This window comes from Microcystis sp. M169S2 (genome assembly GCF_020245865.1).
GTDB classification, from domain to species: domain Bacteria; phylum Cyanobacteriota; class Cyanobacteriia; order Cyanobacteriales; family Microcystaceae; genus Microcystis; species Microcystis ichthyoblabe_A.
This window is the reverse complement of record NZ_JADBUB010000035.1, coordinates 43,876-69,150: the sequence shown is the minus strand read 5'-3', so window position 1 is coordinate 69,150 and position 25,275 is coordinate 43,876. Positions and strand designations below refer to the sequence as shown.

The following is a 25,275-nucleotide window of genomic DNA, read 5'->3' as shown; positions in this document are numbered from 1 at the left end:
GCTCTCCCAGGTTTGGTGGGTAAAATGTATTCTAAGATACAGTCTTGCAGGCGAGTGAGTGGAACGCACAGAGACACAAAGGACACAAAGATTGATCGCTACTATATAAGTTAAACTTATCACACAAAGTCGAGAAGAGCCAGCAATTTAAATTACGAACAGCTTAATTAGAACTACTTACTTATATAATAGACTACATAAGCTTTATTGATCGCTTTGTCCTATGTCCGAATCAGCTGCTGGAATTCCTGTTTCCAAACCCCAAAATATCTGGAAACGACAAGTTAAAGTCAATCTGAGAAGTCTCTTTAGTACCCTGGGAAAAGCCGCTCTTAACGGGGCATTTTTGCAGTGGGATGATCTGGCCGAAAATGGAGTAGAAGTTTTAGATGCTCTTGGTTTAAGTCGGACTCCGGGGGAATTAGCGGGTTTATTAATAAGTCAATCGCTAATGAAAGCGATGAAAGGATTACTTAAAAGTAATGCTTATTTACTGCCCCAAGAAGTTGAAAAGCTGCCTTTAAAAGAACTTTACCGTCAGATTACCGACTTTTTAGAAGAGCCGGAATTAATTCTCGATCAAGATTTTTTTGAGCATCCCGAAAGATTACCTATAGTCGCACCAATCCAAGCAGCTTTTTTACGGTGGTTAACAACAAATAATTTAATCACTAATTCCCAGGAAGCACAGAGCCTAAGTAACCGGTTACCAGCTTATTTTGTCTTAGCATTGCAGGAGCAATGGAAAGATAAACGAGATGAATACAGTCTGCTTTTAGATGAAATCGACACTCCTTTTAACAATGCTTGGAAACGAGAAAGAGGCTGGTTACATTATCGAGCTTGGTTGCAAAAACAGATCGATGAACCTATTTTTTGGGAAACCTTTAGTTTAAAGCAAATTTATGTACCTCTACGGGGATTTTATGAAGAAGAAGAAATAAAAGCCACCCCAGACACAGATTACCATCGAGAGCCATCATTTAAACGCATTGTTATCAAACTCCAAGAGCAGTTAGAAACATGGTTAGAAGCGGCAAAATCCGATGATGCTATCCGTTTATTGACCGGTGGGCCGGGTAGTGGAAAATCGTCCTTTTGTAAGGTATTTGCTGCCCAACAAGCTCGCTTAGAAAAACAAGTTTTATATATTCCCTTGCATCGCTTGAGTTTCTCCACAGATTTAGTAACAGCAGTTAAAACTTTTGTTCAACATGACGGTTTTTTACCAGAAAATCCCCTAGAACCGAGCGATCAAGATTTAAAATTACTAATTATCTTTGATGGCTTAGATGAGCTATCTATGCAGGGAAAAATCGCCCAAGAAGTCGCCCAAAATTTTGTTAATGAAGTACGAGAAAAAGTCCATCATTTTAATCAAAATAAAACCCGTTTACAAGTGTTGATTAGCGGGCGTGATGTGGTGGTACAATCCAATAAAAATAATTTTAAAAAACCTCGGCAAATTATCACCATCCTACCCTATTGGGTTGGTAACAGAGATAATTTTAGCGATGACGATAACTTATTAAAAGTCGATCAACGTCATCAATGGTGGCAACAGTATGGGCAAGCTAAAGGGAAAAACTATGCACAATTACCGCCGGAATTATCGGGGAAAAATTTACAAGAAATTACTGCTCAACCGCTATTAAATTATCTTATTGCTCTCACTTTTGAACGAGGCGAGGTTCAATTTTCCCAAGAAACTAATCTCAATAATATTTATGAAAATTTGCTCAAGGCAGTCTATGAGCGAGGTTATGAAAAAAATAGTCCAGGCCACCGGGCTATAGAAGGGATTACAGAAAAAGATTTTGTGCTAATTTTAATGGAAATTGCCCTTTCCTGTTGGCATGGTAATGGTAGAACCACCACCGTTATAGAGATTGAAGAACATTGTGAAAATAATGGCTTAAAAAATCTCCTCAAAAATTTCCAAGATAGTTTTCAAAGCGATTCCCAAGGGAGTATTACCCGTCTTTTAACAGCCTTTTATTTTCGAGAAAGTGGCGATTTACGAGGCAGCGAAAAAACCTTTGAATTTACCCATAAAAGTTTTGGTGAATATTTAACTGCCCGCAGAATTGTTAACCGAGTTAAGCAAATTCATAAGCAATTACAAGACAGTGAAAATGATTATGACAATGACTACGATCCCAGACAAGCTTTAATTACCTGGGCGACTTTATGCGGACCGACGGCAATAGATGAATATCTTTTTCGTTTTATTGTCAATCAAATGCAATTACAGTCCCCAGATGAAGTGAAACAGTGGCAGAAAACTCTGGGTGATTTAATTGAATATCTTTTGGTCAAAGGAATGCCGATGGAGGGTTTAAAAAACCGCCCCAATTTTCAGGAGGAAATGCGACAGGCACGCAATGCCGAGGAAGCTTTATTAGCGGTATTTAATGCCTGTGGGCGAGTCACCAAAGAAATTTTTCCCATTCAATGGCCTTCTCCTGAAGCTTTCGGCAATTGGTTGGCCCGTCTTCAGGGACAAAGAATAGATTTAGAGTTTATGTTGGTGTTAGATTGTCTCAGTTTTCTTGATTTACAAAACCGTCTGTTGATACATCGAGATCTTGGCGGGGCAAATCTTGAAAGAGCTAATCTTGCAGAGGCAGATATTGGAGGGGCAAATCTTGAAGGGGCATATCTTGAAGGGGCAAATCTTAAAGGGGCAAATCTTAAAGAGGCAAATCTTAAAGGGGCAAATCTTAAAGGGGCAAATCTTTACGGGGCAATTCTTGAAGGGGCAATTCTTGAAGGGGCAATTCTTGAAGAGGCAAATCTGGTCGGGGCAAATCTTGAAGGGGCAAATCTTAGATGGGCAAATCTTAGATGGGCAAATCTTTACGGGGCAAATCTGGTCGGGGCAAATCTTGCAGGGGCAATTCTTGAAGGGGCTAATTTTATAGATGCTAACGTCAAAGGGAAGATTCTCGATACGGAAGTTAAAACCGAGTGACTCTTCTAAGTTCTGTGTGATAAGTTTAACTTACTATATGATCGATCAGTCTTTGTGTCCTTTGTGTCTTTGTGGTTCGTTCCACCCCCTCGCTAGGAAGAATGTATCTTAGAATACATTTTACCCACCAAACCCAAGAGAGCCGATTATCTGGTGAGTGGGGATAAATCGGATTTGCTAAAACTAGCCTCGTAGGGTGTGTTAATAAAGTATTGACAATGTAAATACATCCTGCCTACACTACAAGTATGGATGTCTATTTTGTCCTCAGTGGCATTACTTTTGTTTGGAATGACGAGAAATCTAGGATTAACCCGATCAACCATGACGGTATTACGTTTCAGCAAGCAGCAGAAGTCTTCTTCGATCCACTGCTGGTTGTTGTTGATGCAAGTCGCAATGATGAGGCACGAGATGCGATCATTGGGTTAGATAGACGGTGGAATCTCCTGTACGTCGTTTATATTGAGCGTGAAAACGACATCATTCGGATCATTTCGGCTCGCAAAGCCACACGCAAGGAACGTGAGTATTATGAAAGTTGAGGCATTAAAAAAACGACTGGAGAAAAATCGCCCTATGACTACAATCACGATTCGTATTCCCGAAGATGTGATTGAAGATTTAAAGCGGGTTGCACCGTTGCTTGGTTTCTCAGGTTATCAACCTTTGATGCGTGCTTACATTGGACAAGGGCTGCGTGCGGATTTGGAGCGTCTAGAGGGAGATACAATTTCTGCTCTCGTTGCTAGTTTGAAGCGTCATGGTGTAAGTGATGAAGTGCTGCAAGAAGCGTTGAGTGAAGTTACTCCGCGTTAGTCTAGGTTTTCAGTTGTAGTGCGATCGCTTGTAGAACATAGAGTTTTATTGAAGATATTCTCATCATAACCCCCCTTAGATATTCTTCAACAGCTTATCCCTACCTAGGATGAAAATAATTATAAATTTCCTTAGCTAATTGTTCCCCAATTCCTGTCACCTGTTGCAATTGTTCTAGGGAAGCTTCGCGAATATAATCCAGAGAATGAAAATGAGCTAATAAATCTTTTTGTCGCTTAAAACCTAACCCCGGTATCTCATCCAAACGGGAACGGCGACTTTTTTGCATTCTTTGTTGTCGGTGAAAGCTAACAGCAAAGCGGTGCGCTTCATCCCTGACTCGACGCAATAATTGCACTCCGGGTTGTTCCTTATCCGTCTCTAAAGGAGAGGATTCCCCGGGTAAAAAAATCTCCTCTCTCTGTTTAGCTAAACTAACAACTTTTACCTGTTCTAATAAATTCATCTCTCCTAAAACTGTCACCACTGCCGATAATTGTCCTTTTCCCCCATCAATCATGACCAAATCGGGAAAATCATCACTTTCGGCAATATTATCGGTATTTTCGGCATAACGACGAAAACGCCGGCGAATTACTTCTGCTAAACTGGCAAAATCATCGGAATGGCCGATTTTAACCTCGGGATTTTTGATTTTATAGTGACGATAATGTTGATTAGCGGCCACCCCATCGATAAACACCACTCCCGACGCGACTGCATTAGAACCCTGAATATGAGAAATATCATAACCCTCGATGCGGTGCGGCAGTGCCGGTAAATCGAGAATTACCGCTAAATCCTGCAAAGACTGTAAATCTCGGTCGGCGCTTCTTTTCGTCTTTTCCAACTCATAAAGAGCGTTTTTCTCCACCATAGCTAATAAATCCGCTTTACTTTGCCGTTGGGGGACAGTTAACTCGACTTTGCGACCTTTTTTTTCCCTTAACCACCCCGCTAACACCTCACCTTCCGGTAATTCGCAGGGTAGCAGGATTTCGCTGGGAATTTCCACCCCTTCCACCGATAAATAATGTTCTTCTAGGACTTTTTGCAGGATTTCTCCCTCGTTTGCTGACTGACTATCGGCAAAAAATCCCAAACGTGCCACCAAACGACCAGAACGCACTTGGAATAATTGTATGCAACAATGCTGCTCGTCCTTAGCTAAAGCGATCGCGTCCCGGGATACGGTATCATCAGGTAAAGAGACTTTTTGATCGGTATTAAGGGCCTGTAATCCGCGAATTTGATCCCTAATCGTGGCCGCTTGTTCAAAATCTAGGTTTTCCGACGCTGCGAGCATCTTTGCTGCTAATTTCTCTAATAATTCTCCCGTTCTTCCCTGAAAAATCATCGCCACTTTCTGCAAGGTTTCCCGATAATCCTGGGGACTAATTAATTTTTGACAAACCCCCGGACAACGACCGATATCATAATTTAAACAGGGACGGTCTTTAAAAAGAGGTTGGGGACGTTGACGCAGGGGAAAAGTGCGTTTAATTAGGTGTAAAGTGTGGCGCAGCAGCCTAGTATCGACGTAGGGACCATAATAACGGTCTTTTTGGTTATTTATCCTACGTTTGCGGGTGATAAAAATGCGCGGGTAGGTTTCCGACCAAGTAATACAAATGTATGGATATTTTTTATCGTCCTTGAGGAGAGTATTAAAATGGGGCTGATGTTGTTTAATTAGATTAGCTTCCAGGGCCAAGGATTCTGCTTCCGTGTCGGTGACGATAAATTCAATTTCCGTCACCTGTCGCACCATCAAAGCAATGCGGGGACTGAGGGGTTGACTGGGACGAAAATAGGAACGGACTCTAGACCGGAGTTTTTTGGATTTACCAATGTAGAGAATTTCGCCATTTTGGTCCCGCAGGAAGTACACCCCCGGTTCGAGGGGAATTTCCCGAAGACGATTTTCTAGGCGATCGAGGTCTTGGATTAGGGTAGAGTTAAGATTATTCCCGAACATCTTTTTATATTAGGGTTTGCGGCAAAAAGTTTGTCTTGGGTGTGGGGTGTAGGGTGTGGGGTGTAGGGTTTTACCGATTTTCAGGGAAAAAGTCCAGGAATTTTCCCCCCCATTACTCCAATGGCCGGTACTTTTGGATTGCAAAAAGGTCTAAAAGTCTTATCGAACAATGTTTTTAGATTTATTCAGCAAACCCTATGTTAGACAAAAAAATTACGTCAGTGGGTATTAGCTGACGTTTGGCAAGATATTCGGGGCAAATCTTCACAAAAATTAATAGGCTTCTGATTCGATTTGCTTAATCGGGACGAAACATTCCCCGGGGAGAAGAATCGGTTTATTGTTAAAAATCAATTGGCCGCGATGATTGTCGCGGTTAATAGCGACACCGAAAGGACGTTTACTAACTCTGCTATTGAGGGTACAGTAGATGCGATAAATGCGTCTGGCTGCCCTTAAGACAGTAGGATCTAACAAAATTGGAATTTCCATATCGACACGCTGTTGTTCTGTTTTCTCGGATAGGGCCACCATATCACTCGTCTCCCCACGATTAAATTGAGATATTTATTAAATCAATGGTATATGACGATTTCTGAATTTGTCACTTTTGTTATGATTCTAAAACTTTCAGGATGGCCTGGCCCATAGCTTGGCATCCCACTAAGGTCATACCCTCCGAGAAAATATCTCCAGTACGATAACCGAGGTCTAAGACTTTTTCTACGGCTTTTTCCAGCGATACTGCCGCTAAAGGCTGATTTAGCCCATATTTTAACATCATAGCAGCACTGAGAATCTGGGCGATCGGATTGGCCTTATCTTGGCCGGCGATATCCGGGGCCGAACCGTGGACGGGTTCAAAAACTCCCACCCCAGCAGTCCCTAAACTAGCGGAGGGTAACATTCCGATACTACCGGTTAACATGGCCGCTTCATCGGAGAGAATATCACCGAATAAATTGCCCGTGACGATAGTATCAAATTGTTTGGGGGCCCGGACTAACTGCATGGCTGCGTTATCGACGTAGAGATGGGAAAGTTCCACATCGGGATAATTAGCGGCGATTTTCGTCATCCGGTCGCGCCAGAGTTGGGAAACATCGAGAACATTAGCTTTATCGACGGAACAGAGTTTCTTGCCGCGTTTTTGGGCAATTTCAAAGGCTACCTTAGCGATGCGGTCCACCTCCGATTCCAAGTAAACCATGGTATTTACACCGCATTTTTCTCCCGTTTCCGTCTCAAAAATCCCCTTCGGTTGACCGAAATAGACACCCCCGGTCAATTCCCGGACGACCATGATATCCACTCCCTCAATAATCTCCCGTTTGAGACTAGAAGCGTCGATTAATTGCGGAAAAATGGTGGCAGGACGTAAATTAGCAAAAAGACCTAAGCCAGATCTTAAGCCTAATAATCCCGTTTCTGGCCTTTGCTGCCGGGGCAAATTATCCCATTTATAACCCCCAATAGCGGCCAAGAGAACAGCGTCACTATTTTTACAGGCGCTCAGGGTTGCTTCGGGGAGAGGATTGCCGGTTTCATCAATGGCTGCCCCTCCAATTAAAGCGGTTTGGAAGTCAAACTGGAGGTCAAATTTTTTACCGATGACTTTCAGTATCTCTACGGTGACAGCGAGGATTTCCGGCCCGATGCCATCGCCGGGTAGTAGGGTAATGCGATACTGTTGCGTCATAGTTCTAGAACGGTAAAATAGGTCAGACTCTTGATTATAACATAGTTAGATGAGCTTTTTTCTCCTAAAAATGTCAATCTTTCTCAGAAAAACCAGGGAACCGCTGCGGAATTAGCTAAGGAAATTCTCGATCCTCTGGTATTAATTATAAGGGGCAGTTAATCCCTGATAACTAGACTAATTCCACATGGGAATCATCCCCAATCATAAAGCGTAAAGCTTTTGGACGTTGGGGAGCGATTTCTAATTTTGCCCGTCGTCCGATAACACTATCAACTATGCGCTGATGAATGCCAATAATCGTGGCATCTTTGAGAATTACACTGTGTTCTATGTCGGCATCAATTAATTTTGTGCCATTAGCTATACTGCTGTAGGGACCGATAAAACAATTCTCAATGTGACAATTTTCTCCAATAATGACAGGGCCGCGAATGGTACTATTAATAATTTTACTACCCTGACCAATTTGTACTCGTCCGATCACCTGACTATTAGGATCAATTTCTCCCTGTAAAGCGATTTCTAGAGAGGTATCGAGGATAATCCGATTTGCCTCTAATAAATCATCTTTTTTACCAGTATCTAACCACCAACCCAGTAGTTTATTCGCTTCTACTGCTTTATTTTGATTGATTAATTCTTGGATAGCGTCGGTAATTTCTAACTCACCCCTGGCCGATGGTTGAATATATGCGATCGCTTGGTGAATGGTGGGAGCAAAAAAATAAATCCCCACCAAAGCTAAATTTGAGGGGGGGTCTTTGGGTTTTTCGACTAAGTATAAAACTTTGCCGGTTTCATCTACTTTTGCCACCCCAAAAGCACTAGGATTAGACACTTTTCGCAAGAGAATTAAAGCATCAAGGGACTGTTTTTGGAAAGAGTCTAAAAAGGGCGATAAATCATCCTCAATTAGGTTATCACCCAAGTACATAATAAAGGGGGAATCTCCTAGGAAAGATTGGGCAGTTTTAACCGCGTGAGCTAATCCCGCCGGTTGGTCTTGGCGAATATAAGTTATCTTAGCCCCAAACTGTTCACCATTGCCCGTGGTCTGACGAATTTCTTCCCCAGTTTCGGGACTGATAATAATGCCAATATCGGTAATTCCTGCGGCCACAATTGACTCGATTCCATACCATAAAATCGGTTTATTGGCCACGGGAACTAACTGTTTTGCCCCGGTATAAGTTAGGGGACGTAACCTCGTACCTTTACCACCGGATAAAATTAGTGCTTTCATAGTTTTAAAGATTAAATAGTTGGTTGAGCATAGCTTTGAGAGAATCCCGCCAATAGGGAGGAATATAACCCAATTGTTGCGAGATTTTTTGACTGGAAAGAACCGAATAGGCTGGACGCACTGCTGGGGTAGGATATTCAGCAGTAGTAATGGGAATTACTCTCTGAATTTTTAAGGGAATACCGCTTATTTTTGCCTCCTCAAAAATCGCTTTAGTTAAATCAAACCAACTGGCGACACCGCTATTAGTAAAATTATAGATTCCTGGGGGATTATCGACATTAATTAAAAGCTGAGTAATTGCTGCGGCGATATCTTTGGACCAAGTGGGACTTCCCACCTGATCAACAACTACTTTTAACTCCTCTCTTTCTTTGCCTAATCTCAGCATAGTTTTGACAAAATTACTTTTGCCATAACTGCCGTAAACCCAAGCAGTCCGTAGGATAATTGCCTGAGAATTAACAGTCTTAATCTCCTCTTCTCCCCTTAACTTTGATTGTCCATAAACCCCTAAAGGATTAGTCAAATCGGTTTCTAGATAGGGGGTATTTTTTCGACCATCAAACACATAATCGGTGGAAATATGGAGAAATTTAGCTTGAATTTTCTCGGCAGCTTCCGCCATGATTTTTGGGGCTGTAGCATTGATAGAATAGGCTAAATCTGGCTCAGTTTCGGCTTTATCCACTGCCGTATAAGCGGAGGCATTAACCAGATAATCGGGGTGAATTTCCCTAATTAACTGGCCGATTTTTTCCGAGTTAGTTAAATCTAGTTCTTCTCGACCGATACTAATAACTTCACCTAACTGGGGTAAAGTTACCTGTAACTCTTGTCCCACTTGACCTTTAGCACCAATTAGTAAAACTTTTTTCATCGTCTTTAGGGGAAAACTTCCACGGATTTAAAGGGTTGTCCAGCTTGGTCTTTAGGGGAGAGAATCGGCGGGGTCTCTAGGGGCCAGTCAATCCCTAAATCGGCATCATTCCAGGCGATGGTTTTTTCGTATTGGGGATAATAATAATTAGTGGTTTTATAGAGAAATTCGGCTCGGTCGGAGAGGACTAGAAAACCATGGGCAAAACCTTCGGGAACCCAGAAAATACGTTTATTTTCCGCACTTAAAACACAGCCTACCCATTGCCCAAAAGTGGGGGAACTTTTACGCGCATCCACTGCCACATCAAAAACACTACCGCTCACTACTCGCACCAGTTTACCCTGGGGATTGGGGATTTGATAGTGCAATCCTCGCAGGACATTTTTTAAGGACATAGAGTGATTATCCTGGACAAAAGTGGTATTAACCCCAGTTTTTTCTCGAAAATCTTTCTGATTAAAACTCTCCAAGAAAAAACCTCGATCGTCTCCGTAAACTTGCGGTTCAATGATTAAAACATCAGGAATTTCCGTCGGAATAACTTTCATAAAATCGGAGACAAGATAACTTTTGCGGGTAGTTTAGCACAAAAGAGTATTTTTTTCTAAAGTTTTTTATTAATCTTTCCCCAGTAACTGAACAATGATAAGATGAGCCTAACTTAGTTAGAGCATAAACGACGTGGTACAAGTCTCTACACACACCGCTACTCAATCTATCCCCGTGGAGGGAGAAGCCTTAAAAAACTGGTTACAGACTAGGGCTAATCAGATTATCGCCGGCGATCGACTCAGTAAGCAAGAGGCCCTGGCTTTAACTGCGATCGAAGGTCAGGAAAATATTTTCAGCTTATGTGAGGCTGCCGATCGCATTCGTCAGGCCTGTTGTGGTAATACGGTGGATTTATGTAGCATTATCAACATAAAATCGGGAAGTTGTTCGGAAAATTGCAGTTTTTGTTCCCAATCCGCCCACCATCCCGGTCAAGATTCGCCTATCTACGGTTTAAAAAGTCGCGAGGAAATCGTCAGCCATGCGAAAGCGGCAGCCGAAGCGGGGGCCAAACGCTTCTGTTTAGTTAGTCAAGGTCGGGGATTAAAGTATAATAGCCCTAAATCGCAGGAATTCGAAGAAATACTGGCCACAGTTCAAGAAATCATCGAAACCGCCAATATTAAACCCTGCTGCGCCCTGGGAGAGTTAACCCTTGCCCAAGCGCAAGCCTTAAAAGAAGCCGGAGTTACCCGTTATAATCACAATCTGGAGGCTTCCGAGAATTTTTATCCTAACGTGGTCTCCACCCACAGTTGGCAGGATCGGGTAGAAACGGTAAAAAACCTAAAAGCGGCGGGAATTCAAGCTTGTACGGGCGGAATTATCGGTATGGGGGAAAGTTGGATTGATCGCATTGATTTAGCTTTTTCTCTGGCAGAATTAGAAGTGGAATCCGTGCCGATTAACCTATTAAACCCCAGAAGTGGCACCCCTTTAGGTCATTTACCCAAACTGGATCCCTTGACTGCCCTAAAAGCGATCGCTATTTTCCGGTTTATCTTACCTCAACAAATCCTCCGTTATGCCGGGGGACGAGAGGCAGTCATGGGAGAATTGCAAAATCTGGGGCTAAAATCGGGAATTAATGCTATGCTGATTGGACATTATTTGACCACTCTAGGACAACCCCCCCAACAGGATCAGGCGATGTTGGCTGATCTTAGTTTAATAGGAGGAGAAGCCCCCATCCCCGGTGAATACCAACCCCAACAGGCAACCTAAATCACGTCGAGGACGAGAATCTCCGCCGCGGCGCACTTCCGCATCGGTTCCCAATGAGTTAATCTGGGCCTTGATTGGTCTGCTGCTGACAATTTTTAGTACATTTGTTCCAGTGAGCCTAGCTAGTTGGTCGGCTGCGGGTCTATCTTCGCAAAAACTAGGCATAACTTACCAAATTGGGGCAGTATTATTAACGGGCTGTCTGGGGGGCAAAAATGCTGGGCTTCTCGCCCAGGTAGCCTATATTTTTCTCGGTTTAACTTGGTTGCCTGTGTTTGCCCAGGGTGGGGGAATGGGTTATCTGAAAGAACCCAGTTTTGGCTATATTTTAGGCTTTATGCCGGGGGCATGGCTGTGTGGTTGGTTGGCTTTTCGCTGGCGTGCCAAGATAGAAACCCTGGCGTTAAGTGCCTTTGCCGGTTTGTTAGTGATTCATCTGTGCGGTTTATTATATATGCTGGGATTGTCGATTTTTCAGCCCCAAGCCGGTCAAATCACCTTTCCCGATAGTTTGCCCACCCTATTTATGAATTATTCAGTCTGGCCATTTTTAGGGCAGTTAGTAGTAATTTGTGTGGTGGTAATTATTGCCTTTTTCTTCCGTAAATTATTATTTTATTGATGCCACAGCCAATGTTAAAAAAAAATCGCTGGTTTTGGATAGTGGCGGTGCTTGGTCTAATTTTAGACCAAGTAACTAAGTATATAACCGTGCAGAGTTTTGAGCAAATTGGTGATACTTTCCCGATTATTCCGGGGGTTTTTCATTTTACCTATGTGATTAATACTGGGGCGGCTTTTAGTGCTTTTCGTGGCGGTGTTGGTTGGCTAAAATGGCTATCCTTATTAGTTAGTTTGGGATTAATGGCTTTTGCTTACTTTGGACCGCATTTAAGCCGTTGGGAACAATTAGCCTACGGTTTTATTTTAGCAGGGGCTTTCGGCAATGGTATTGATCGCTTTTTGTTTGGTTATGTGGTGGATTTTCTCGATTTTAGATTGATTAATTTTCCTGTTTTTAATCTGGCTGATGTCTTTATTAACATCGGGATTATTTGCCTATTAATTTCTACCTTTCCCCACAAGTCAAGGGTCCCGTAGGGGCGAAGCATTCGAGCGATAACCTATCGCTGAAACCGTAGATTTCCTATCCGAATGCTTCGCCCTTACTTTTTCTGTTCAAATGCAAGTGGAGTGACTCTTAAATTATTACAGATATATCAGCAGCCGTCTGTAAGCATCCCACCGAAAAACTAATGCGCTCCGGGGTTTGGGGGCGGCACTTCGACAGGCTCAGTGACCGCGCCACGCCCCCAACGGGTAGGGTTGATTCATGAATCAACCCTACCCCTGCCTCCTGCCCCCTGCCTCTGTTATGCTCGACCGGGTGAGCATTGCCCACCCGAAAAACTATGCTTCTGTTGCAGAATTAGAGCGATCGAATTTACTAACTAACTCAGGATTTTCTGACCAAGCATCGATAATACTCATATTACCATTGAGAAAATTCTGTTTAATAGCGCGACGTTGAATTTTGCCACTGGCAGTTTTGAGAATTGTTCCCGATTTAGCCAGAACAATCGCATGGGTCATAATTTCGTGTTCTTCGGCGATTTCCTGACGGATATCGGCGATTAATTTAGCCGTATCTAACTCACCGCTGCGACGTTCTAATTCCTGGACAATAACTAACTGTTCTTCCCCATTATCTTCAATAGAAAAAGCCGCACCATAATCGGGACGAAAAACCTCATTAAGATGCTGTACTGACCATTCTAAATCTTGGGGATAATGATTACTGCCACGGACAATAATTAAATCCTTAATCCGTCCCGTGATATGTAATTCCCCATCGAGAAGAAAACCTAAATCTCCGGTGCGTAAAAACGGCCCTTCTCCTGTATCAGCAAGATAAGCTTGAAAAGTCTCTTTGGTTGCGTCTTCCCGTTGCCAATATCCAGCGGCCATACTGGGGTCACTGGCCCAAATTTCGCCCACTTCATCGGCTGCACAAAGGGTGAAAGTATCGGGATTAACGATAGCTATACGGGTATCACAGACGCGACGACCACAACTGGGGACGTATCTAACTCCAGTGGTTTGATCGGAACCTACAGGGACAATTTTACCGCGTTCGTAGGCGGTGGCATCCAAAGCGGTGATAATTGGGGTGGTTCCCTTGGGTTTATTGGAAATCAAGAGGGTATATTCAGCTAATCCGTAGGCAGGGGCGAAAGTTTGCCAAGAAAAGCCATAATCTGCAAAAGTATCGACAAATTTGGCCATAACCTTCGGGTTAATCGGTTCGGCGGCATTTCCCGCGGCCTGCCAACTGCTCAGGTCTAATTCCGCTAAATCGGCAGCTTTAATCCTGCGAGTACAAAGATCATAGGCGAAGTTGGGGGCCTGACTATGAGTAACTTTGTACTTAGTAATATTTTTTAACCACTGCATCGGACGCTTAATAAAAGCAAAGGGAGACATGAGATAGCAGGGTGTACCGTTGTAGAGGGGGACGGTGATACCCTCGACTAACCCGTAATCGTGAAAATAGGGCATCCAAGTGAGGGTAACGCTATCCGGTTCGTAACCACAAGCTTTTTGCAAGTAACCGCAATGGTGCATCAGGTTAAAATGACTTAGCATCACCCCCTTGGGGATATTAGTCGAACCGGAGGTATATTGCAGATAGGCAAGCGCCGATTTATCCACCTGGGGATCTTGCCATTGGTCCGCTAGGGAAATATCAATACTTTCGGTAGTAATCCATTTCATTTGGTCGAATTCTGGGAATTCTTCCTTCACACCTTCAATAAGAGTCAGAATACTTTCGGTAACTAGGGCAAAGGTGGCATTAGCATCCTTGACAATTGCCCGTAAACGGGGCAGAGTGCGCTTAAGTCGTCCCGATTCCGGTGGGGGGACGGGAATGGCAATCACTCCCGCATAAAGACAACCACAAAAAGCGGCCACTACTTCTAAACTTTGAGGATAGAGTAATAGGGCGCGTTCCCCTTGGGCCTGGTATTTTTGCAAATAGGCGGCGATTGCTCTTGCTTGGCGATCGAGTTCACTGTAGGTTAAAGGTGGGGTTTCTTTTTTACCATCAATAAGAAAAGTGTAGGCATGGCCCTCTGGTTGTGCCGTGGCGCGGTAACGTAAGAGTTCTACTAGGGTTGCGGGTTGAATTAGGGTTTCAGTCATCGTTGTTATCGGGCTTATTGGGGGCCATTGTATAGAAGTTTTAAGATATTTGCCCATGGCGCTAGGATAAAGTGCGAAAGGCGATCGGTCAAGGTATAGGATTAAGTTATTGGTTATATTAAATTAAAAATGGATTTTAGGTTCGATCCCCCCTGCCCTCCTTGATAAGGGGGGTGTCTGATGATTTTTAACGCCTACCTACTTAAGTTATTGGTTAAAATCCCCCCGCCTTATCTCTGCAATTGTGAGAAAAAGCTATAATTAATCAATCCTAAAATACCGGGAAAAAGTCATGACAGCCCTAGACATGATCCCAGAAGTTACCTGTCCCCCCACAGATTTATGGAGTGATGAACCACCCTTGGAAAGTGATCTAAACCTGCAACAGATCATCATTCTCCTTAGTTGTCTAGAATTATTATGGCGCGAGAGGAGTGATTACTACGCTTCGGGAAATCTAACCATCTACTACAACGAGGAACAACTAAAAAAGCGCGATTTCTGGGGTCCTGATTTTTTTGTGGTTTTAGATACCGAAAAGCGTCCCCGCAAAAGTTGGGTGGTTTGGAGAGAACAGGGTAAATATCCCGATGTAATTGTCGAGATTCTTTCCGATTCTACGGCCAATATTGACCGCAATAACAAGAAAATTCTCTATCAGAATACCTTTCGCACTCCTAATTATTTTTGGTTCGATCCTAATAGTTTAGAATTTCAGGGATTTAGACTAATTGAGGGACAATATCAAGCCATTTCTCCCAATGAACAGGGTTATCTCTGGAGTGAACAGTTAGGATTATATTTAGGCATATTTGACTGTAAACTGCGTTATTTTACCGCCGATGGTCAATTAGTCCCCACTCCTCAAGAAGCGGAATTAGAGCAAAGACAGGCAAAAGAACAGGCTCTTTTAGAGAAAGAACAGGCTCTTTTAGAGAAAGAAAGGGAACGACAAGCTAAGGAAAAATTGGCCCAAAAATTGCGAGAATTAGGCATTGATCCCGATACAATTTAGGGGAAATCTGATCAGTCGGGTTTGAAGACAAAATAACAAACCCTGCTATAAGATTAAAAAGCAAAATTATTTTTTAGTAGCTATGGTGACAGCAGCGCCCCTAGTGGGTGTGATTATGGGCAGTGATTCCGACTTACCCACCATGAAAGAAGCGATCGCAGTTTTAGAGGTTTTTCAGATTAGCCACGAAGTCGCCATCGTCTCAGCCCATCGTACCCCAGAAAAAATGTTTGAATACGGCAAAAACGCTCATTTAAGGGGAATAAAAGTGATTATCGCTGGAGCCGGCGGCGCTGCCCATTTACCCGGGATGGTAGCATCTTTAACTCCCTTACCCGTGATTGGAGTTCCCGTAGTCACGCGCACTTTACAAGGGTTAGACTCTCTCTATTCAATTGTACAGATGCCCGCAGGCATTCCCGTGGCCACGGTGGCGATCGGTAATGCCAAAAATGCCGGACTTTTAGCGGTTCAAATTCTCGCCACCGGTAATGCTGATCTTTTAGAGCAAGTTATCGCCTATCGTCAATCCCTCACCGATTCCGTCCTCGAAAAACAAAGCAATCTTCAACGACTAGGCTATCAAGACTATCTAGGGCAGAGTTCACCTAAGTAGGGTAGATTGAGAAAAGATTAAGTAACAAATTATGAAGTAATTATGCGTTGGATCACTGCTTGTGTATTGAGTCTATTACTCTTTTTTGCCCTACCCATAGCGGCCTATGCCGATAGCCCGACTATTAGCGAAGAACAGATGAGAGAAGGGGAAGTTATCGCTGAAAAAGCCCTAGAAGCTACAGAAAAAGGTGATTACGCCCAGGCCGAAAGCTATTGGACCCAATTAGTCGCCAAATTCCCCACTAACCCCGCCGTCTGGAGTAATCGCGGCAATGCCAGAGTCAGCCTCAATAAATTAGAGGATGCGATCGCTGACTTTAACCAAGCAATCGCCATTACCCCCGATGCCCCCGATCCCTACCTCAATCGTGGCACCGCTTTAGAAGGAGAAGGCAAATATCAAGAAGCGATCGCCGATTATAATAAAGTTTTAGAACTGGCCCCCAATGATGCCTTTGCCTATAACAATCGCGGCAACGCTGAGGGCGGTTTAGGGGACTGGGAAGCCGCCGTCAAAGACTATCGCCAAGCCACTCAACTGGCCCCGAATTTTGCCTGGGCGCAAGCTAATCTGGCCCTGGCCCTGTACGAATTGGGCAGATATCCCGAAGCAGTCCAAAAAATGCGGAATATTGCCCGCAAATACCCCATGTTCCCCGATGTCAGAGCCGCCTTAAGCGCCGTTTTATGGACCCAAGGACAACAGGGAGAAGCGGAAAGCAATTGGGTAGCCGCCGTCGGCATGGATACCCGCTATCAAGACCTCGACTGGGTAAAAAGCGTGCGCCGTTGGCCGCCAAATATGGTTCTAGCCTTAGATAAGTTTCTTAACTTAAAGTAAAAAATTACTAAATATGGTTGGCTGAATAAATCTAAAAACCTTGTTGGCTAAGACTTTTAGACTTTTTGTCAATCAAAAAGTAGCAAATATGGGAGTGATCGGGGGGAAAATTCAGGGACTTTTTCCCTGAAAATTAGGTAATTGACCCCCTCAAAATCGGTAAAACCCTACACCCTACACCCCACACCCCACACCCCACACCCTGTCCCCACGAAAAACTTTTTCAGCAGACCCTAAATAGTAACTTTTCTAGCAGTAGCGGGGCTGAGGGTCTAATTATCCTGAAATCAGCCATTAAGATACAATTGAGGCCTGATAGTTCCATTATCCTCGATCGAATAACCAGGCTCTGGAAAGGAAAAGGAATAGCTAGAACGGGCCAATGGCTCAATGCTATAATCCAATCACAGGGATAGATTGGACTCTATCAGTATCCGCCGCTACTGTACACCTTAAATCTTAGCCAGAATGCCAGATTTACACTTGCTTAATTCTCATCCACAGGCCCTAGAAACCGCCTTCATCGCCACTGCCGACCGGTCTTCTTCCTCCCCTCTATCCCTCGACCTCGCCAGAATTAATCAACGTTTTGACTCCGCTAACGCCGCAGAAATCGTCGCTTGGGCTGCGGCCACCTTTGGGGAAGGTTTGGTGATGAGTACCAGTTTCGGCATTCAAGCGGCGGTGATGTTGCACCTCGTCACCGCAATTATCCCCGATATTCCCATCATTTGGATCGATACCGGCTATCTTCCTCCGGAAACCTATCAATTTGCCGAAGACTTAAGCCAACGCCTCCATTTAAACCTGAAAGTTTATCAATCTCCCCTCAGTCCCGCCCGCATGGAAGCAATCCACGGTAAACTGTGGTCAAATAACGATCTCGACTCCCTCAATCTCTACGACAAAATCCGCAAGGTGGAGCCGATGCAACGGGCCCTGAAGGAATTAAAGGCCACCGCTTGGTTAGCGGGTTTACGTCGCGACCAAACCGACCACCGCAAAACTCTCCAATGGGTCAATCAACAGGGCGAACGTTACAAAATATTACCGATACTTGACTGGAATGCCAAAACCATCTATGACTATCTGACTAAATACGATCTTCCCTACCATCCCTATTTTGATCTGGGTTATGTCTCCGTCGGCGATTGGCACTCCAGTCGGCCTTTAACCGCCGATGATAGCAACGAACGAGACACCCGTTTCAAGGGTTTAAAACAAGAATGCGGTCTTCATTTACCCTTAACCCCCGGAGAAGCACAAAGTCTCGACGCAAGCTCCCTATAACTGCTGGGGTGGAAAATTTGCCGGTGCGATCGGTTCCTAGACGTTAGACAATGGTTAATGATTATTAATCCCCCATTAACCATGGCTATTTTAGAAAATTTTCTCGAAGTCGGCTCTCTCAAGTGGTTCTATCGACAGGTTAACCCCGCTCAACAACCGGATACAACCCCCGTGATCCTACTCCATGGTTTACCCGCCCATGGCTATATTTGGCGGGAATTATTGACCAGTTTAGAAGAATATAACATTAATGCTATTGCCCCCGATTGGATCGGTTCCGGTTTATCCGCTAAACCCGATGCCAGAGATTTCGCCTACACACCTAGCGCTTTTTGTCAAGCCTTGGCGGATTTTATTCAAGCTCTCCAATTGCCGAAAATCTCCCTCATTGTCCAGGGTTTTTTAGCCTCCGTCGGTTTACAATACGCCCTAGAAAATCCTGATAAAATTGAGCGCTTGATCGTTTTAAATACTCCCCTCTCCAGTGATGTCAAATTACCCTGGATAATGAAACAATGGGGGCTACCTTTCCTCGGAGATATGGCGACTCAAGACCCCTTATTAGTCGATCGTACTTTAGAAACTGGTAGCGGTTTTGTGATTAGTGATGCAGATCTGGCTATTTTCCGTCAACCTTATCTAAAAACTTCGGCAGTGGGTCGCGCTTTACTGGCCACGATTCGCAATTTAAACCTATCGAAAACCATGGCAGAAATTGAGACAGGTTTAGAGAACTTTGAAAAACCTATCCTTTTTGTCTGGGGAATGGCCGATCCTTGGTTATCTTCTGTCACCGTTGAAAAATTAGCTACTAAATCAGGAGTGGAATTAATCCCCCTCGCAGAAGCGAAACACTATCCCCAAGAACATTGGTCAAAAGAAATTAGTCCCCGGATTATTAATTTTCTCGGACGCAAAACCTAAAACCCGATACTTTCTGGGAATTGATAGCAAAATCTCCCTAGAAAGTATTGATCAAGTTATCCTTAGTATATCACTGTAGTTCTGCACTGGCCACCACCTATGGAAATACCAGCTTTAGGAAGGATAAATATAACAAATAATCCCCCAGATATTAATAATTTAACCGATTGGGAGCGAGTTAAATCGATGGGTGATCTAGAAATCGAGGCTAATGCTTTGTCAGATCCCGATGCACTTCCTTTTGATGATGATTGGGAAAACGCGGCGATTATTTCTGCTTACAATAAATTAACATCTCAATAATTGCTAAAACTGATAATTGTCTCAGGGTTACTTGTTATGAAAGTTTAATAAAATGTTGATCAAGAAAATAGTGATAAAATTTTTTGTTAGCTCAAAACAATAAGCAGGGAATCATTTGATAGTAATCATTCCACATTACCCTCAAATCGAATTACTTAATATTGATTATTTGAACCATATTTTCAAGTCTATGTATATAGGCCTGATGATATCTCCATGCTTCTAAAATACTTTGTAATAATTCATCTTTTGAAAAACAACCAGAATCAGCTACGTCTTCAATTTGTCTGATTAGATCATCTTCTAACTCCAATTCTAGCATACTCACTTGTTTAGTTGTGTCTGCCATACTTTTATCTATCTAAAAGTTGATGGAACTATCATACCATAGGAACTCAGCACTGTGGTATCTATTAAGCCCCACAATATACCCATTGCTAGGTCTTGCATATATGTATATATAATACCACCTACTAAATACCCTATTATACCCCCTGTTGTACCTAATCATGAATAAAACCTAAGATTATTTTGGTTAAAATTTGCGAAAAATAGCTTTTTAATAGCAAATAAGTCGATAAGTCGATGGTATTTGACCTATTACACCCATTAAGTACCGTCAGGACTCGTTTATGTTGATTTGACATATCTGGTGCGATTGCTTGACATATCTGGTGTAATTGCTTGACATATCTGGTGTAATTAGGGTAAGATAGGATACTGTAGTTAGGATGCTAAGTTTCTAAAGGCAGACTATTATGGACATCTATAAGAAAGGACGATGACAACCCTTAAATCAAACTGTAGGGTCAATTCATGAATTGACCCTACTATAGCCCTCAATGGTAAAAATGGCTCTTCTCGACCTTAGTGATCAGTTATCAGTGAATCGATACAATCCATTCACTAAATTAACAAAAAAAAATGGCCACCAGACAATTTCGAGTAAATCTTAGTCAAAAGGACTCTGAATATCTTAAAGAAATAGCTAAAGAGCTAGACTTAACAGAGTCTGAAGTCATTCGTAAAGGATTAAAACTAATGGCTTTATATGCTAAAACTGAGACGGAGGAAGATACTCAATTAATACTGCAAAAAGGTAATGAACAGAGACCACTACTAATTGTTTAGTTATGACCAGTGATTCAAAAAATGAGACAGGGGAAGTTAACAACCCAAAAGATACCAGCGCTTCTTTGGTTCTTCCAACTGAGAGGAACTCTGTGCGTCATAACCTAAAGAAGAATCAGGATGGTTATCATTTAGACAATGAAGTATCTGAATTTGATAAACCAGCTACAGCTATATCACCCTCAGATCAACGACATAATTTTAATACTAAAGTAGCTGGTTCCTTAGCAAGGTGGCTTTGGTTGGGATTGTTAACCACTGCTGGTTTACAAATTCTTTCTATTTGTCTCATTTCTTTTGCTTCTCTTGGAATTTTTAATTTAAATATAAATTTGAAAGCTATCGAAGAACAAGAAGTACAAAGTAGAGTGGATAAAGCGGCAACCCTAATTAATGATTCTTCTAAGACAATTTATACTTTTTTAGGGCCAATAGCTACAGCAGTCACCGCCTTTTATTTTAGTGGTTTGGGTAGTTCGTCGAAAACTAACGATGAAAACTCTGAAAATGAAAGAAATGAATAGAACTTTTAAAAAAACACGAAAAAATCTCTCCCATTGGTAATTTTAGTACAAAGGCTAGAAATCTCAACCCCAGAAACCTCTCCTCCCCACTCTCCTATACTTTTAGATTGGAATAAAGTTTTAGCTTAATTAATCTGGTTAAAGGCCTGTTTTTGTCGTTTCTAAATACCCCTGATAACTTGACCGGAACTGTTCGATCGATAGGTTCTTTGTCCAATATTCTACCAGAGCATGACCCCAGGCCCAAGCTTCCTTGTCGGCAGTGCTAGAATTTTCTAATAGTATTGGCCAAAGTGCCAATAAATCAAAACTTTTATTCTCTGGATTTAAGAGAGAAGAAAGCTCATAGGCCATCTGTAATTTACCGATCGCTACTGGTAATTGTTCCACAGGAATTTGTTCAGCTAAAAGATAGGCTAAAGTCGGTCTTCCCGTGGCTAAAGTGGAGATAAAACCTAGAATAGGACTTTTTAATAGGGCCGTTAAACCTTGTCCCGTGGCCATCTGTAAAGTATAGCGATCGATTATTTTCGCCGCTGCCAGAGTTCGAGTTTCTAAATCCGCTAAAAAACGGGCTAAACGCAACTGTTTTGCGGGCGAAATTGCCCCCAGTAAAGCGATTGATAACTCCTCATCCCCCCAAGCTTCTCTATCCGGCTGTTGACTGACCATCGGCAAAATGCGATCGCAGAGATCCTCGAATAATTCCGCCCGATACTGCAAGCATTCGCGGATATTGACTTCTTTGGGACTTTCTCCCGTCAGCCAATTATAGGGAGGTTGCCACTCTCGCACCGGACGCAGACGATCGACTTGAGAAACACAGACTATAACTGGTAAATTGTCAATAGTTTGTTGCAAATCTTTAAGAAAAGCCTCATCCATGGCTAGGGCGGGATCGAGGGCGGGAGTGACAAGAATTAATAAATCGGCGTTTTTGGCATAATTTAGAACCTTTTGCCGATCATCGGCCCGATTTGCCTGTTCATAGCCCGGAGTATCCCAGAGGATTAACTCGTCTCCTTCTGGGGTTTGCCAATGGTAGGATTGGATCGCGTCGGTACTAGGCAATAGATCCACTTGGGCTAAATCGGCCCGAAAGAGAGTATTAATTAAACTGCTTTTGCCGGCCCCGGTGCGTCCAACCAGCAGAATATTAACCGGTTGGCGATCGATTTCCGTGATCGGTTCAGCTTGGGCGAGAATTTCCTTGAGAGTAGTGGTGGCGATTTTGGTCTTGGTGGGGAGAGTTGGGGCGAGATTACTGCCACTGTAGAGTAACACCGCTTGGCGAGAGAGATTTCTTAGGGCATTTTCCCGCAAAACTTGCCCTAAATTGACTAATAATTGCTGATCCGCTCGATCGCTGTACTTTTGACTGGCCACTTTAGCCACAGCCGCAGCGGGATTGATCACCCATTGCGCCCAATTCCAGACCTGCCAAAGTTTCTGGGCCGAGGGTTGCAATTTTTGATAAACTTCGTAGGCCTGATAGGCTTGGCCGATGGTGATTTGATTCAGGGCCGGGGAAAGATTCTGCATCCAGCGATCGCTATCATCCACAGTTCCCCGAATTAAACCGTAGGCCTGGGGAATGTAAATATTTAATAAGGGGTACTTGACATCGGGGTAATATATATGAGCGATGGCACTGACCAAATCCTGACAGCGTTGCCAAAAAGTCGCCCAATCTTCCCAAACCGGGCGATCATTGCGGGCTGCGACGATAATCCTCTCGATAATTTCCTCGACATTTCCCCCGGAATCACCGTCAGGAGGGGTTAATTCTGCCTTAATTTCCCCGATGGCGGCTTCAATTTCCCCGACTGCTGGGCGCGTCCATTTGACCAACAGGAAGCGCCAAGCGACAAAAATCAGGGTAAAAACTGCCCAAATCCAATTCAAACCCCATTGATTGATCTGGACACTGGCGGCCACGATCAGAAAGATGACCACGGCGGCGATCGGAACTGCTAAAATCAACCCTTGCCAAGTTTTTAACCGTAACATTGCTCGATCTGGTTTTTTTCCATTCTACCGATCTCTGATTCTCGGTTAGGGGGCAGAAATTAAGCTCTCTTGGGTTTGGTGGGTAAAATGTATTCTAAGATACAGTACCGCCGGCGAAGGACTAGAACGAACCACAAAGACACAAAGGACACAAAGATTGATCGCTCCTATATAAGTTAAACCGATCACACAAAGAATAAGAGAGCAGAAATTAGACAGTGGCATCAATTTGGGCGAGGATTGCCGTGGACAACTGACAAAGTTGTTGATGACAAGGACCATTACTGGCCATGATCCCCCCCCATTGCCGCACATCGCCGCGATTATAGCGCACGGGTTGACCGTCAAAATAGGAGAATTTGCCGCCTGCTTCCGTTAAAATCAACTCTGGAGCGGCAAAATCCCAGTCTTTAGCCGCCGATTTCCCCGATAGGGAGATATAAACATCGGATTTTTGTTCGAGGATCGTGGCAATTTTACAGCCCACACTACCCACATAATTTTTACCTAAGAAGGGTATTTGACTTAATAAATTATCAAAACGTTGGTCGCGATGGGTACGACTAACCACCAGATAGAGGTCGGTAATTTTATCTTTATTGGCAACTTTTACCGGTGTAATATTTCCGTCGCTAGTTTCTAGAAAAGTACCTTTTCCTTTTTGGGCAAAATAGAGTTTTTCTTGATCCGGTAAGGCAACCACGGCGATCATCGGTCTTCCCTGATAACATAAGGCGATATGTAGGGCATATTCTCCCGTTTTGTTGATAAAATCGCGGGTTCCGTCCAAAGGATCGATAATCCATACCCAATCTTTCGGGATAGCTTCATTACCCTGATGGGTTTCCTCGCTTAGATAACCAAAGTCGATATCAGAAAAATTTGCTTGTAATTCCCCTAAAATATAGTGATTTGCCGCTAAATCCGCCGCCGTTACTGGCCCGCCTTTTTTTTCCTCGTTGACGGCTAAATCCTGTTCACCCCGGTGGTAGGATTGGAGGATTTTAGCACCACCCCAACCCACGGCACGAGTCACAGCTAAAATGCGATCGAGCGTTTCGGTATCTTGACAGGTTAAATTAATCATAAAATAGCCTCAGTTTTTCAGACTTATTATCCACTAAATTAAAAGACTGGCTTCTTAGCTTATCATCTCTTGTTTCCTAGCTCCTGATGGGCTTAATTTTGCTCTTGCCAAAAATAATCGGCGGGTTTTTTGGTTTCTGCTGGTGATGATTGGGGAGCGTCTCCCAAGAAAACCGAGCGCTGGCTGACGCGATCGCCTAATCTTCTTTGGACTCGACTGGGAATGCCGTAACCGTAGGCAATATGACCTTTTCCTGCTAGGACGATGATCTGATATTCGGGATGAGCTTGCCAGAATTTAGCGATCGCATCGGCCATGGTTTCATCCCAGAGAACCTGTGCCAAAAAAAAGCGATCGAATCCCTGACTTTTGCCCCCCGTGTGTTGCTGATAAACGGCTAAGATCTGTTGACGGTACTCCTCGTTATCCTGGTTTATTTCGCTTTTAGGGGGAATGTAGGTCATTTCTGAGGTGGAGAGGCTGTCTAAGCCCTCCTGTGCCACTTTTCTAGTGATTTCCGTGGGTGTATTTAGGGCGATCAATGGTAGTTTTTTCGCCTTGGCCAAGCGCAGGATCGGGGCGTAAAATTCCCAATCAAATCCCCAACGTTGGTCGTATTCACTTTTTTCTCTCAACTGATTTTCGCTAATTTTGCCGGCTAAATACTGATCCAAATAGATTTGGTAAGGACGTTGAAACATCTCAAAAGCGATCGCTATTTGGGGATTATTAGCCTGTAAATACTCGATAATAGCTAATTGGGCCTGATGATCGGCTTGACTATCGTGCCTTTCTCCCAGATAAATAATCTCGGCTGTTTTTAAATCTGCCAGAATTTCTTTTTGGCTATTAGTAAAACTCCAGGCCCGGGGCAGCAAAATAAACAGCAAGCAGAGGGCAAGGAAAACGGGAAAAAAGCGTCGAGAGAATTTCATCTTTTTAAAGGTCTTTTA

27 protein-coding genes and 1 pseudogene are annotated in these 25,275 nt (G+C 43.4%); 15 read left to right on the top strand and 13 right to left on the bottom strand.

The features are described from left to right. Positions 1-223 precede the first annotated feature (223 nt). From IM485_RS04360 to IM485_RS04350, 4 genes and pseudogenes are all read left to right on the top strand, one after another. Positions 224-2,821: pseudogene (locus tag IM485_RS04360) on the top strand (NACHT domain-containing protein); the annotation flags it as partial. Continuing rightward, the gene (locus tag IM485_RS22910) at positions 2,798-2,974 is read left to right on the top strand and encodes a pentapeptide repeat-containing protein (RefSeq protein ID WP_502882156.1); all 177 of its coding nucleotides are present in this window, start codon (positions 2,798-2,800) and stop codon (positions 2,972-2,974) included. The pseudogene IM485_RS04360 and the gene IM485_RS22910, both read left to right, overlap by 24 nt. Before the next feature lie 248 nt (positions 2,975-3,222). After that, on the top strand, positions 3,223-3,519 hold the full coding sequence (locus IM485_RS04355) for a BrnT family toxin (protein WP_002784536.1): 297 nt from the start codon (positions 3,223-3,225) through the stop codon (positions 3,517-3,519). After that, positions 3,509-3,793 carry a hypothetical protein gene (locus IM485_RS04350; RefSeq protein ID WP_043995575.1) on the top strand — a complete coding sequence of 95 codons (285 nt, stop codon included), beginning with the start codon at positions 3,509-3,511 and terminating at the stop codon, positions 3,791-3,793. Before IM485_RS04355 ends, IM485_RS04350 begins: the two co-directional genes overlap by 11 nt. A 100-nt stretch (positions 3,794-3,893) precedes the next feature. On the opposite strand, the gene uvrC is transcribed toward IM485_RS04350, so the two are convergent. The 7 genes from uvrC to rfbC all read right to left on the bottom strand — a co-directional run bounded on the left by uvrC (position 3,894) and on the right by rfbC (position 10,147). Next, positions 3,894-5,771: an excinuclease ABC subunit UvrC gene (gene uvrC / locus IM485_RS04345; protein ID WP_287741532.1), complete on the bottom strand. Its 1,878-nt coding sequence runs from the start codon at positions 5,769-5,771 to the stop codon at positions 3,894-3,896. A gap of 9 nt (positions 5,772-5,780) precedes the next feature. Further along, positions 5,781-5,915, bottom strand: coding sequence for a hypothetical protein (locus tag IM485_RS04340; protein WP_287741529.1), 135 nt, complete (start codon positions 5,913-5,915; stop codon positions 5,781-5,783). A gap of 129 nt (positions 5,916-6,044) precedes the next feature. Beyond that, positions 6,045-6,305: a hypothetical protein gene (locus tag IM485_RS04335; RefSeq protein WP_002734814.1), complete on the bottom strand. Its 261-nt coding sequence runs from the start codon at positions 6,303-6,305 to the stop codon at positions 6,045-6,047. A 79-nt stretch (positions 6,306-6,384) separates the two neighbouring features. Continuing rightward, positions 6,385-7,470 carry a 3-isopropylmalate dehydrogenase gene (gene leuB, locus IM485_RS04330; protein WP_287741526.1) on the bottom strand — a complete coding sequence of 362 codons (1,086 nt, stop codon included), beginning with the start codon at positions 7,468-7,470 and terminating at the stop codon, positions 6,385-6,387. A gap of 172 nt (positions 7,471-7,642) precedes the next feature. Beyond that, positions 7,643-8,716 (bottom strand): glucose-1-phosphate thymidylyltransferase, encoded by a 1,074-nt coding sequence (locus tag IM485_RS04325; RefSeq protein ID WP_287741524.1) that lies wholly within the window; start codon positions 8,714-8,716, stop codon positions 7,643-7,645. 4 nt (positions 8,717-8,720) lie between these two features. After that, entirely contained in the window at positions 8,721-9,596 is an 876-nt protein-coding gene (rfbD, locus tag IM485_RS04320; protein ID WP_104397963.1) for a dTDP-4-dehydrorhamnose reductase, read from the bottom strand. Positions 9,597-9,601: 5 nt separating this feature from the next. After that, a complete protein-coding gene (gene rfbC, locus IM485_RS04315; protein ID WP_104397964.1) occupies positions 9,602-10,147 on the bottom strand; it encodes a dTDP-4-dehydrorhamnose 3,5-epimerase in 546 nt (181 codons plus the stop codon). A gap of 133 nt (positions 10,148-10,280) precedes the next feature. On the opposite strand from rfbC, the gene bioB reads away from it, so the two are divergent. Genes bioB through lspA form a run of 3 tightly spaced genes read left to right on the top strand, consistent with a single transcriptional unit; the run spans position 10,281 to position 12,476 of the window. Continuing rightward, on the top strand, positions 10,281-11,375 hold the full coding sequence (gene bioB, locus IM485_RS04310; protein WP_287741521.1) for a biotin synthase BioB: 1,095 nt from the start codon (positions 10,281-10,283) through the stop codon (positions 11,373-11,375). Beyond that, a complete protein-coding gene (locus IM485_RS04305) occupies positions 11,347-11,997 on the top strand; it encodes a biotin transporter BioY (RefSeq protein ID WP_104397966.1) in 651 nt (216 codons plus the stop codon). Before bioB ends, IM485_RS04305 begins: the two co-directional genes overlap by 29 nt. Before the next feature lie 11 nt (positions 11,998-12,008). Then, the gene (gene lspA / locus IM485_RS04300) at positions 12,009-12,476 is read left to right on the top strand and encodes a signal peptidase II (RefSeq protein WP_287741517.1); all 468 of its coding nucleotides are present in this window, start codon (positions 12,009-12,011) and stop codon (positions 12,474-12,476) included. Positions 12,477-12,785: 309 nt separating this feature from the next. Here the strand turns inward: lspA and IM485_RS04295 are convergent, their stop codons facing one another. Beyond that, positions 12,786-14,579, bottom strand: a complete 1,794-nt coding sequence (locus tag IM485_RS04295) for a fatty acyl-AMP ligase (RefSeq protein WP_287741515.1) — start codon at positions 14,577-14,579, stop codon at positions 12,786-12,788. Positions 14,580-14,871: 292 nt separating this feature from the next. Between IM485_RS04295 and IM485_RS04290 the strand changes: the two genes are divergently transcribed. The 6 genes from IM485_RS04290 (at position 14,872) to IM485_RS04265 (ending at position 19,570) form a co-directional block, all read left to right on the top strand. Then, a complete protein-coding gene (locus IM485_RS04290; protein ID WP_287741512.1) occupies positions 14,872-15,594 on the top strand; it encodes a Uma2 family endonuclease in 723 nt (240 codons plus the stop codon). A gap of 82 nt (positions 15,595-15,676) precedes the next feature. Further along, positions 15,677-16,210 carry a 5-(carboxyamino)imidazole ribonucleotide mutase gene (purE, locus tag IM485_RS04285; RefSeq protein ID WP_002802634.1) on the top strand — a complete coding sequence of 178 codons (534 nt, stop codon included), beginning with the start codon at positions 15,677-15,679 and terminating at the stop codon, positions 16,208-16,210. 42 nt (positions 16,211-16,252) lie between these two features. Continuing rightward, positions 16,253-17,053, top strand: a complete 801-nt coding sequence (locus IM485_RS04280; protein ID WP_104397970.1) for a tetratricopeptide repeat protein — start codon at positions 16,253-16,255, stop codon at positions 17,051-17,053. Positions 17,054-17,521: 468 nt separating this feature from the next. After that, positions 17,522-18,343: a phosphoadenosine phosphosulfate reductase gene (gene cysH, locus IM485_RS04275; protein WP_287741510.1), complete on the top strand. Its 822-nt coding sequence runs from the start codon at positions 17,522-17,524 to the stop codon at positions 18,341-18,343. Positions 18,344-18,400: 57 nt separating this feature from the next. After that, on the top strand, positions 18,401-19,267 hold the full coding sequence (locus IM485_RS04270) for an alpha/beta fold hydrolase (RefSeq protein ID WP_104397972.1): 867 nt from the start codon (positions 18,401-18,403) through the stop codon (positions 19,265-19,267). A 99-nt stretch (positions 19,268-19,366) separates the two neighbouring features. Beyond that, complete coding sequence (locus tag IM485_RS04265; RefSeq protein ID WP_149987003.1) at positions 19,367-19,570, top strand: hypothetical protein; 204 nt, start codon at positions 19,367-19,369, stop codon at positions 19,568-19,570. A gap of 151 nt (positions 19,571-19,721) precedes the next feature. Here the strand turns inward: IM485_RS04265 and IM485_RS04260 are convergent, their stop codons facing one another. Continuing rightward, positions 19,722-19,919 (bottom strand): hypothetical protein, encoded by a 198-nt coding sequence (locus IM485_RS04260; RefSeq protein ID WP_002762603.1) that lies wholly within the window; start codon positions 19,917-19,919, stop codon positions 19,722-19,724. Positions 19,920-20,494: 575 nt separating this feature from the next. Here IM485_RS04260 and IM485_RS04255 point away from each other — a divergent pair. Together IM485_RS04255 and IM485_RS04250 are read left to right on the top strand one after the other, a co-directional pair. After that, on the top strand, positions 20,495-20,701 hold the full coding sequence (locus IM485_RS04255; RefSeq protein WP_002762605.1) for a hypothetical protein: 207 nt from the start codon (positions 20,495-20,497) through the stop codon (positions 20,699-20,701). Positions 20,702-20,703: 2 nt separating this feature from the next. Next, complete coding sequence (locus tag IM485_RS04250; RefSeq protein WP_287741507.1) at positions 20,704-21,225, top strand: hypothetical protein; 522 nt, start codon at positions 20,704-20,706, stop codon at positions 21,223-21,225. Between the two features lie 138 nt (positions 21,226-21,363). Here the strand turns inward: IM485_RS04250 and IM485_RS04245 are convergent, their stop codons facing one another. From IM485_RS04245 to IM485_RS04235, 4 genes are all read right to left on the bottom strand, one after another. After that, positions 21,364-23,235 carry a GTPase family protein gene (locus IM485_RS04245; RefSeq protein ID WP_287741504.1) on the bottom strand — a complete coding sequence of 624 codons (1,872 nt, stop codon included), beginning with the start codon at positions 23,233-23,235 and terminating at the stop codon, positions 21,364-21,366. Positions 23,236-23,280: 45 nt separating this feature from the next. Further along, a complete protein-coding gene (locus IM485_RS22640; protein ID WP_002776187.1) occupies positions 23,281-23,460 on the bottom strand; it encodes a hypothetical protein in 180 nt (59 codons plus the stop codon). Continuing rightward, positions 23,447-24,322 carry a 3'(2'),5'-bisphosphate nucleotidase CysQ family protein gene (locus tag IM485_RS04240; RefSeq protein ID WP_104397976.1) on the bottom strand — a complete coding sequence of 292 codons (876 nt, stop codon included), beginning with the start codon at positions 24,320-24,322 and terminating at the stop codon, positions 23,447-23,449. Before IM485_RS04240 ends, IM485_RS22640 begins: the two co-directional genes overlap by 14 nt. A gap of 92 nt (positions 24,323-24,414) precedes the next feature. Beyond that, positions 24,415-25,257 (bottom strand): ChaN family lipoprotein, encoded by an 843-nt coding sequence (locus IM485_RS04235; RefSeq protein WP_104397977.1) that lies wholly within the window; start codon positions 25,255-25,257, stop codon positions 24,415-24,417. Positions 25,258-25,275 lie beyond the last annotated feature (18 nt).

What these genes read in the sequence shown, in the direction of transcription:
- IM485_RS04355 (WP_002784536.1), top strand. Translation starts at nt 3,223, where the DNA reads ATGGATGTCTATTTTGTCCTCAGTGGCATTACTTTTGTTTGGAATGAC.
- IM485_RS04350 (WP_043995575.1), top strand. Translation starts at nt 3,509, where the DNA reads ATGAAAGTTGAGGCATTAAAAAAACGACTGGAGAAAAATCGCCCTATG.
- uvrC (WP_287741532.1), bottom strand. Translation starts at nt 5,771, where the DNA reads ATGTTCGGGAATAATCTTAACTCTACCCTAATCCAAGACCTCGATCGC.
- IM485_RS04335 (WP_002734814.1), bottom strand. Translation starts at nt 6,305, where the DNA reads ATGGTGGCCCTATCCGAGAAAACAGAACAACAGCGTGTCGATATGGAA.
- leuB (WP_287741526.1), bottom strand. Translation starts at nt 7,470, where the DNA reads ATGACGCAACAGTATCGCATTACCCTACTACCCGGCGATGGCATCGGG.
- IM485_RS04325 (WP_287741524.1), bottom strand. Translation starts at nt 8,716, where the DNA reads ATGAAAGCACTAATTTTATCCGGTGGTAAAGGTACGAGGTTACGTCCC.
- rfbD (WP_104397963.1), bottom strand. Translation starts at nt 9,596, where the DNA reads ATGAAAAAAGTTTTACTAATTGGTGCTAAAGGTCAAGTGGGACAAGAG.
- rfbC (WP_104397964.1), bottom strand. Translation starts at nt 10,147, where the DNA reads ATGAAAGTTATTCCGACGGAAATTCCTGATGTTTTAATCATTGAACCG.
- lspA (WP_287741517.1), top strand. Translation starts at nt 12,009, where the DNA reads ATGTTAAAAAAAAATCGCTGGTTTTGGATAGTGGCGGTGCTTGGTCTA.
- IM485_RS04295 (WP_287741515.1), bottom strand. Translation starts at nt 14,579, where the DNA reads ATGACTGAAACCCTAATTCAACCCGCAACCCTAGTAGAACTCTTACGT.
- IM485_RS04290 (WP_287741512.1), top strand. Translation starts at nt 14,872, where the DNA reads ATGACAGCCCTAGACATGATCCCAGAAGTTACCTGTCCCCCCACAGAT.
- purE (WP_002802634.1), top strand. Translation starts at nt 15,677, where the DNA reads ATGGTGACAGCAGCGCCCCTAGTGGGTGTGATTATGGGCAGTGATTCC.
- IM485_RS04280 (WP_104397970.1), top strand. Translation starts at nt 16,253, where the DNA reads ATGCGTTGGATCACTGCTTGTGTATTGAGTCTATTACTCTTTTTTGCC.
- cysH (WP_287741510.1), top strand. Translation starts at nt 17,522, where the DNA reads ATGCCAGATTTACACTTGCTTAATTCTCATCCACAGGCCCTAGAAACC.
- IM485_RS04270 (WP_104397972.1), top strand. Translation starts at nt 18,401, where the DNA reads ATGATTATTAATCCCCCATTAACCATGGCTATTTTAGAAAATTTTCTC.
- IM485_RS04265 (WP_149987003.1), top strand. Translation starts at nt 19,367, where the DNA reads ATGGAAATACCAGCTTTAGGAAGGATAAATATAACAAATAATCCCCCA.
- IM485_RS04260 (WP_002762603.1), bottom strand. Translation starts at nt 19,919, where the DNA reads ATGGCAGACACAACTAAACAAGTGAGTATGCTAGAATTGGAGTTAGAA.
- IM485_RS04255 (WP_002762605.1), top strand. Translation starts at nt 20,495, where the DNA reads ATGGCCACCAGACAATTTCGAGTAAATCTTAGTCAAAAGGACTCTGAA.
- IM485_RS04250 (WP_287741507.1), top strand. Translation starts at nt 20,704, where the DNA reads ATGACCAGTGATTCAAAAAATGAGACAGGGGAAGTTAACAACCCAAAA.
- IM485_RS04245 (WP_287741504.1), bottom strand. Translation starts at nt 23,235, where the DNA reads ATGTTACGGTTAAAAACTTGGCAAGGGTTGATTTTAGCAGTTCCGATC.
- IM485_RS22640 (WP_002776187.1), bottom strand. Translation starts at nt 23,460, where the DNA reads ATGCCACTGTCTAATTTCTGCTCTCTTATTCTTTGTGTGATCGGTTTA.
- IM485_RS04240 (WP_104397976.1), bottom strand. Translation starts at nt 24,322, where the DNA reads ATGATTAATTTAACCTGTCAAGATACCGAAACGCTCGATCGCATTTTA.
- IM485_RS04235 (WP_104397977.1), bottom strand. Translation starts at nt 25,257, where the DNA reads ATGAAATTCTCTCGACGCTTTTTTCCCGTTTTCCTTGCCCTCTGCTTG.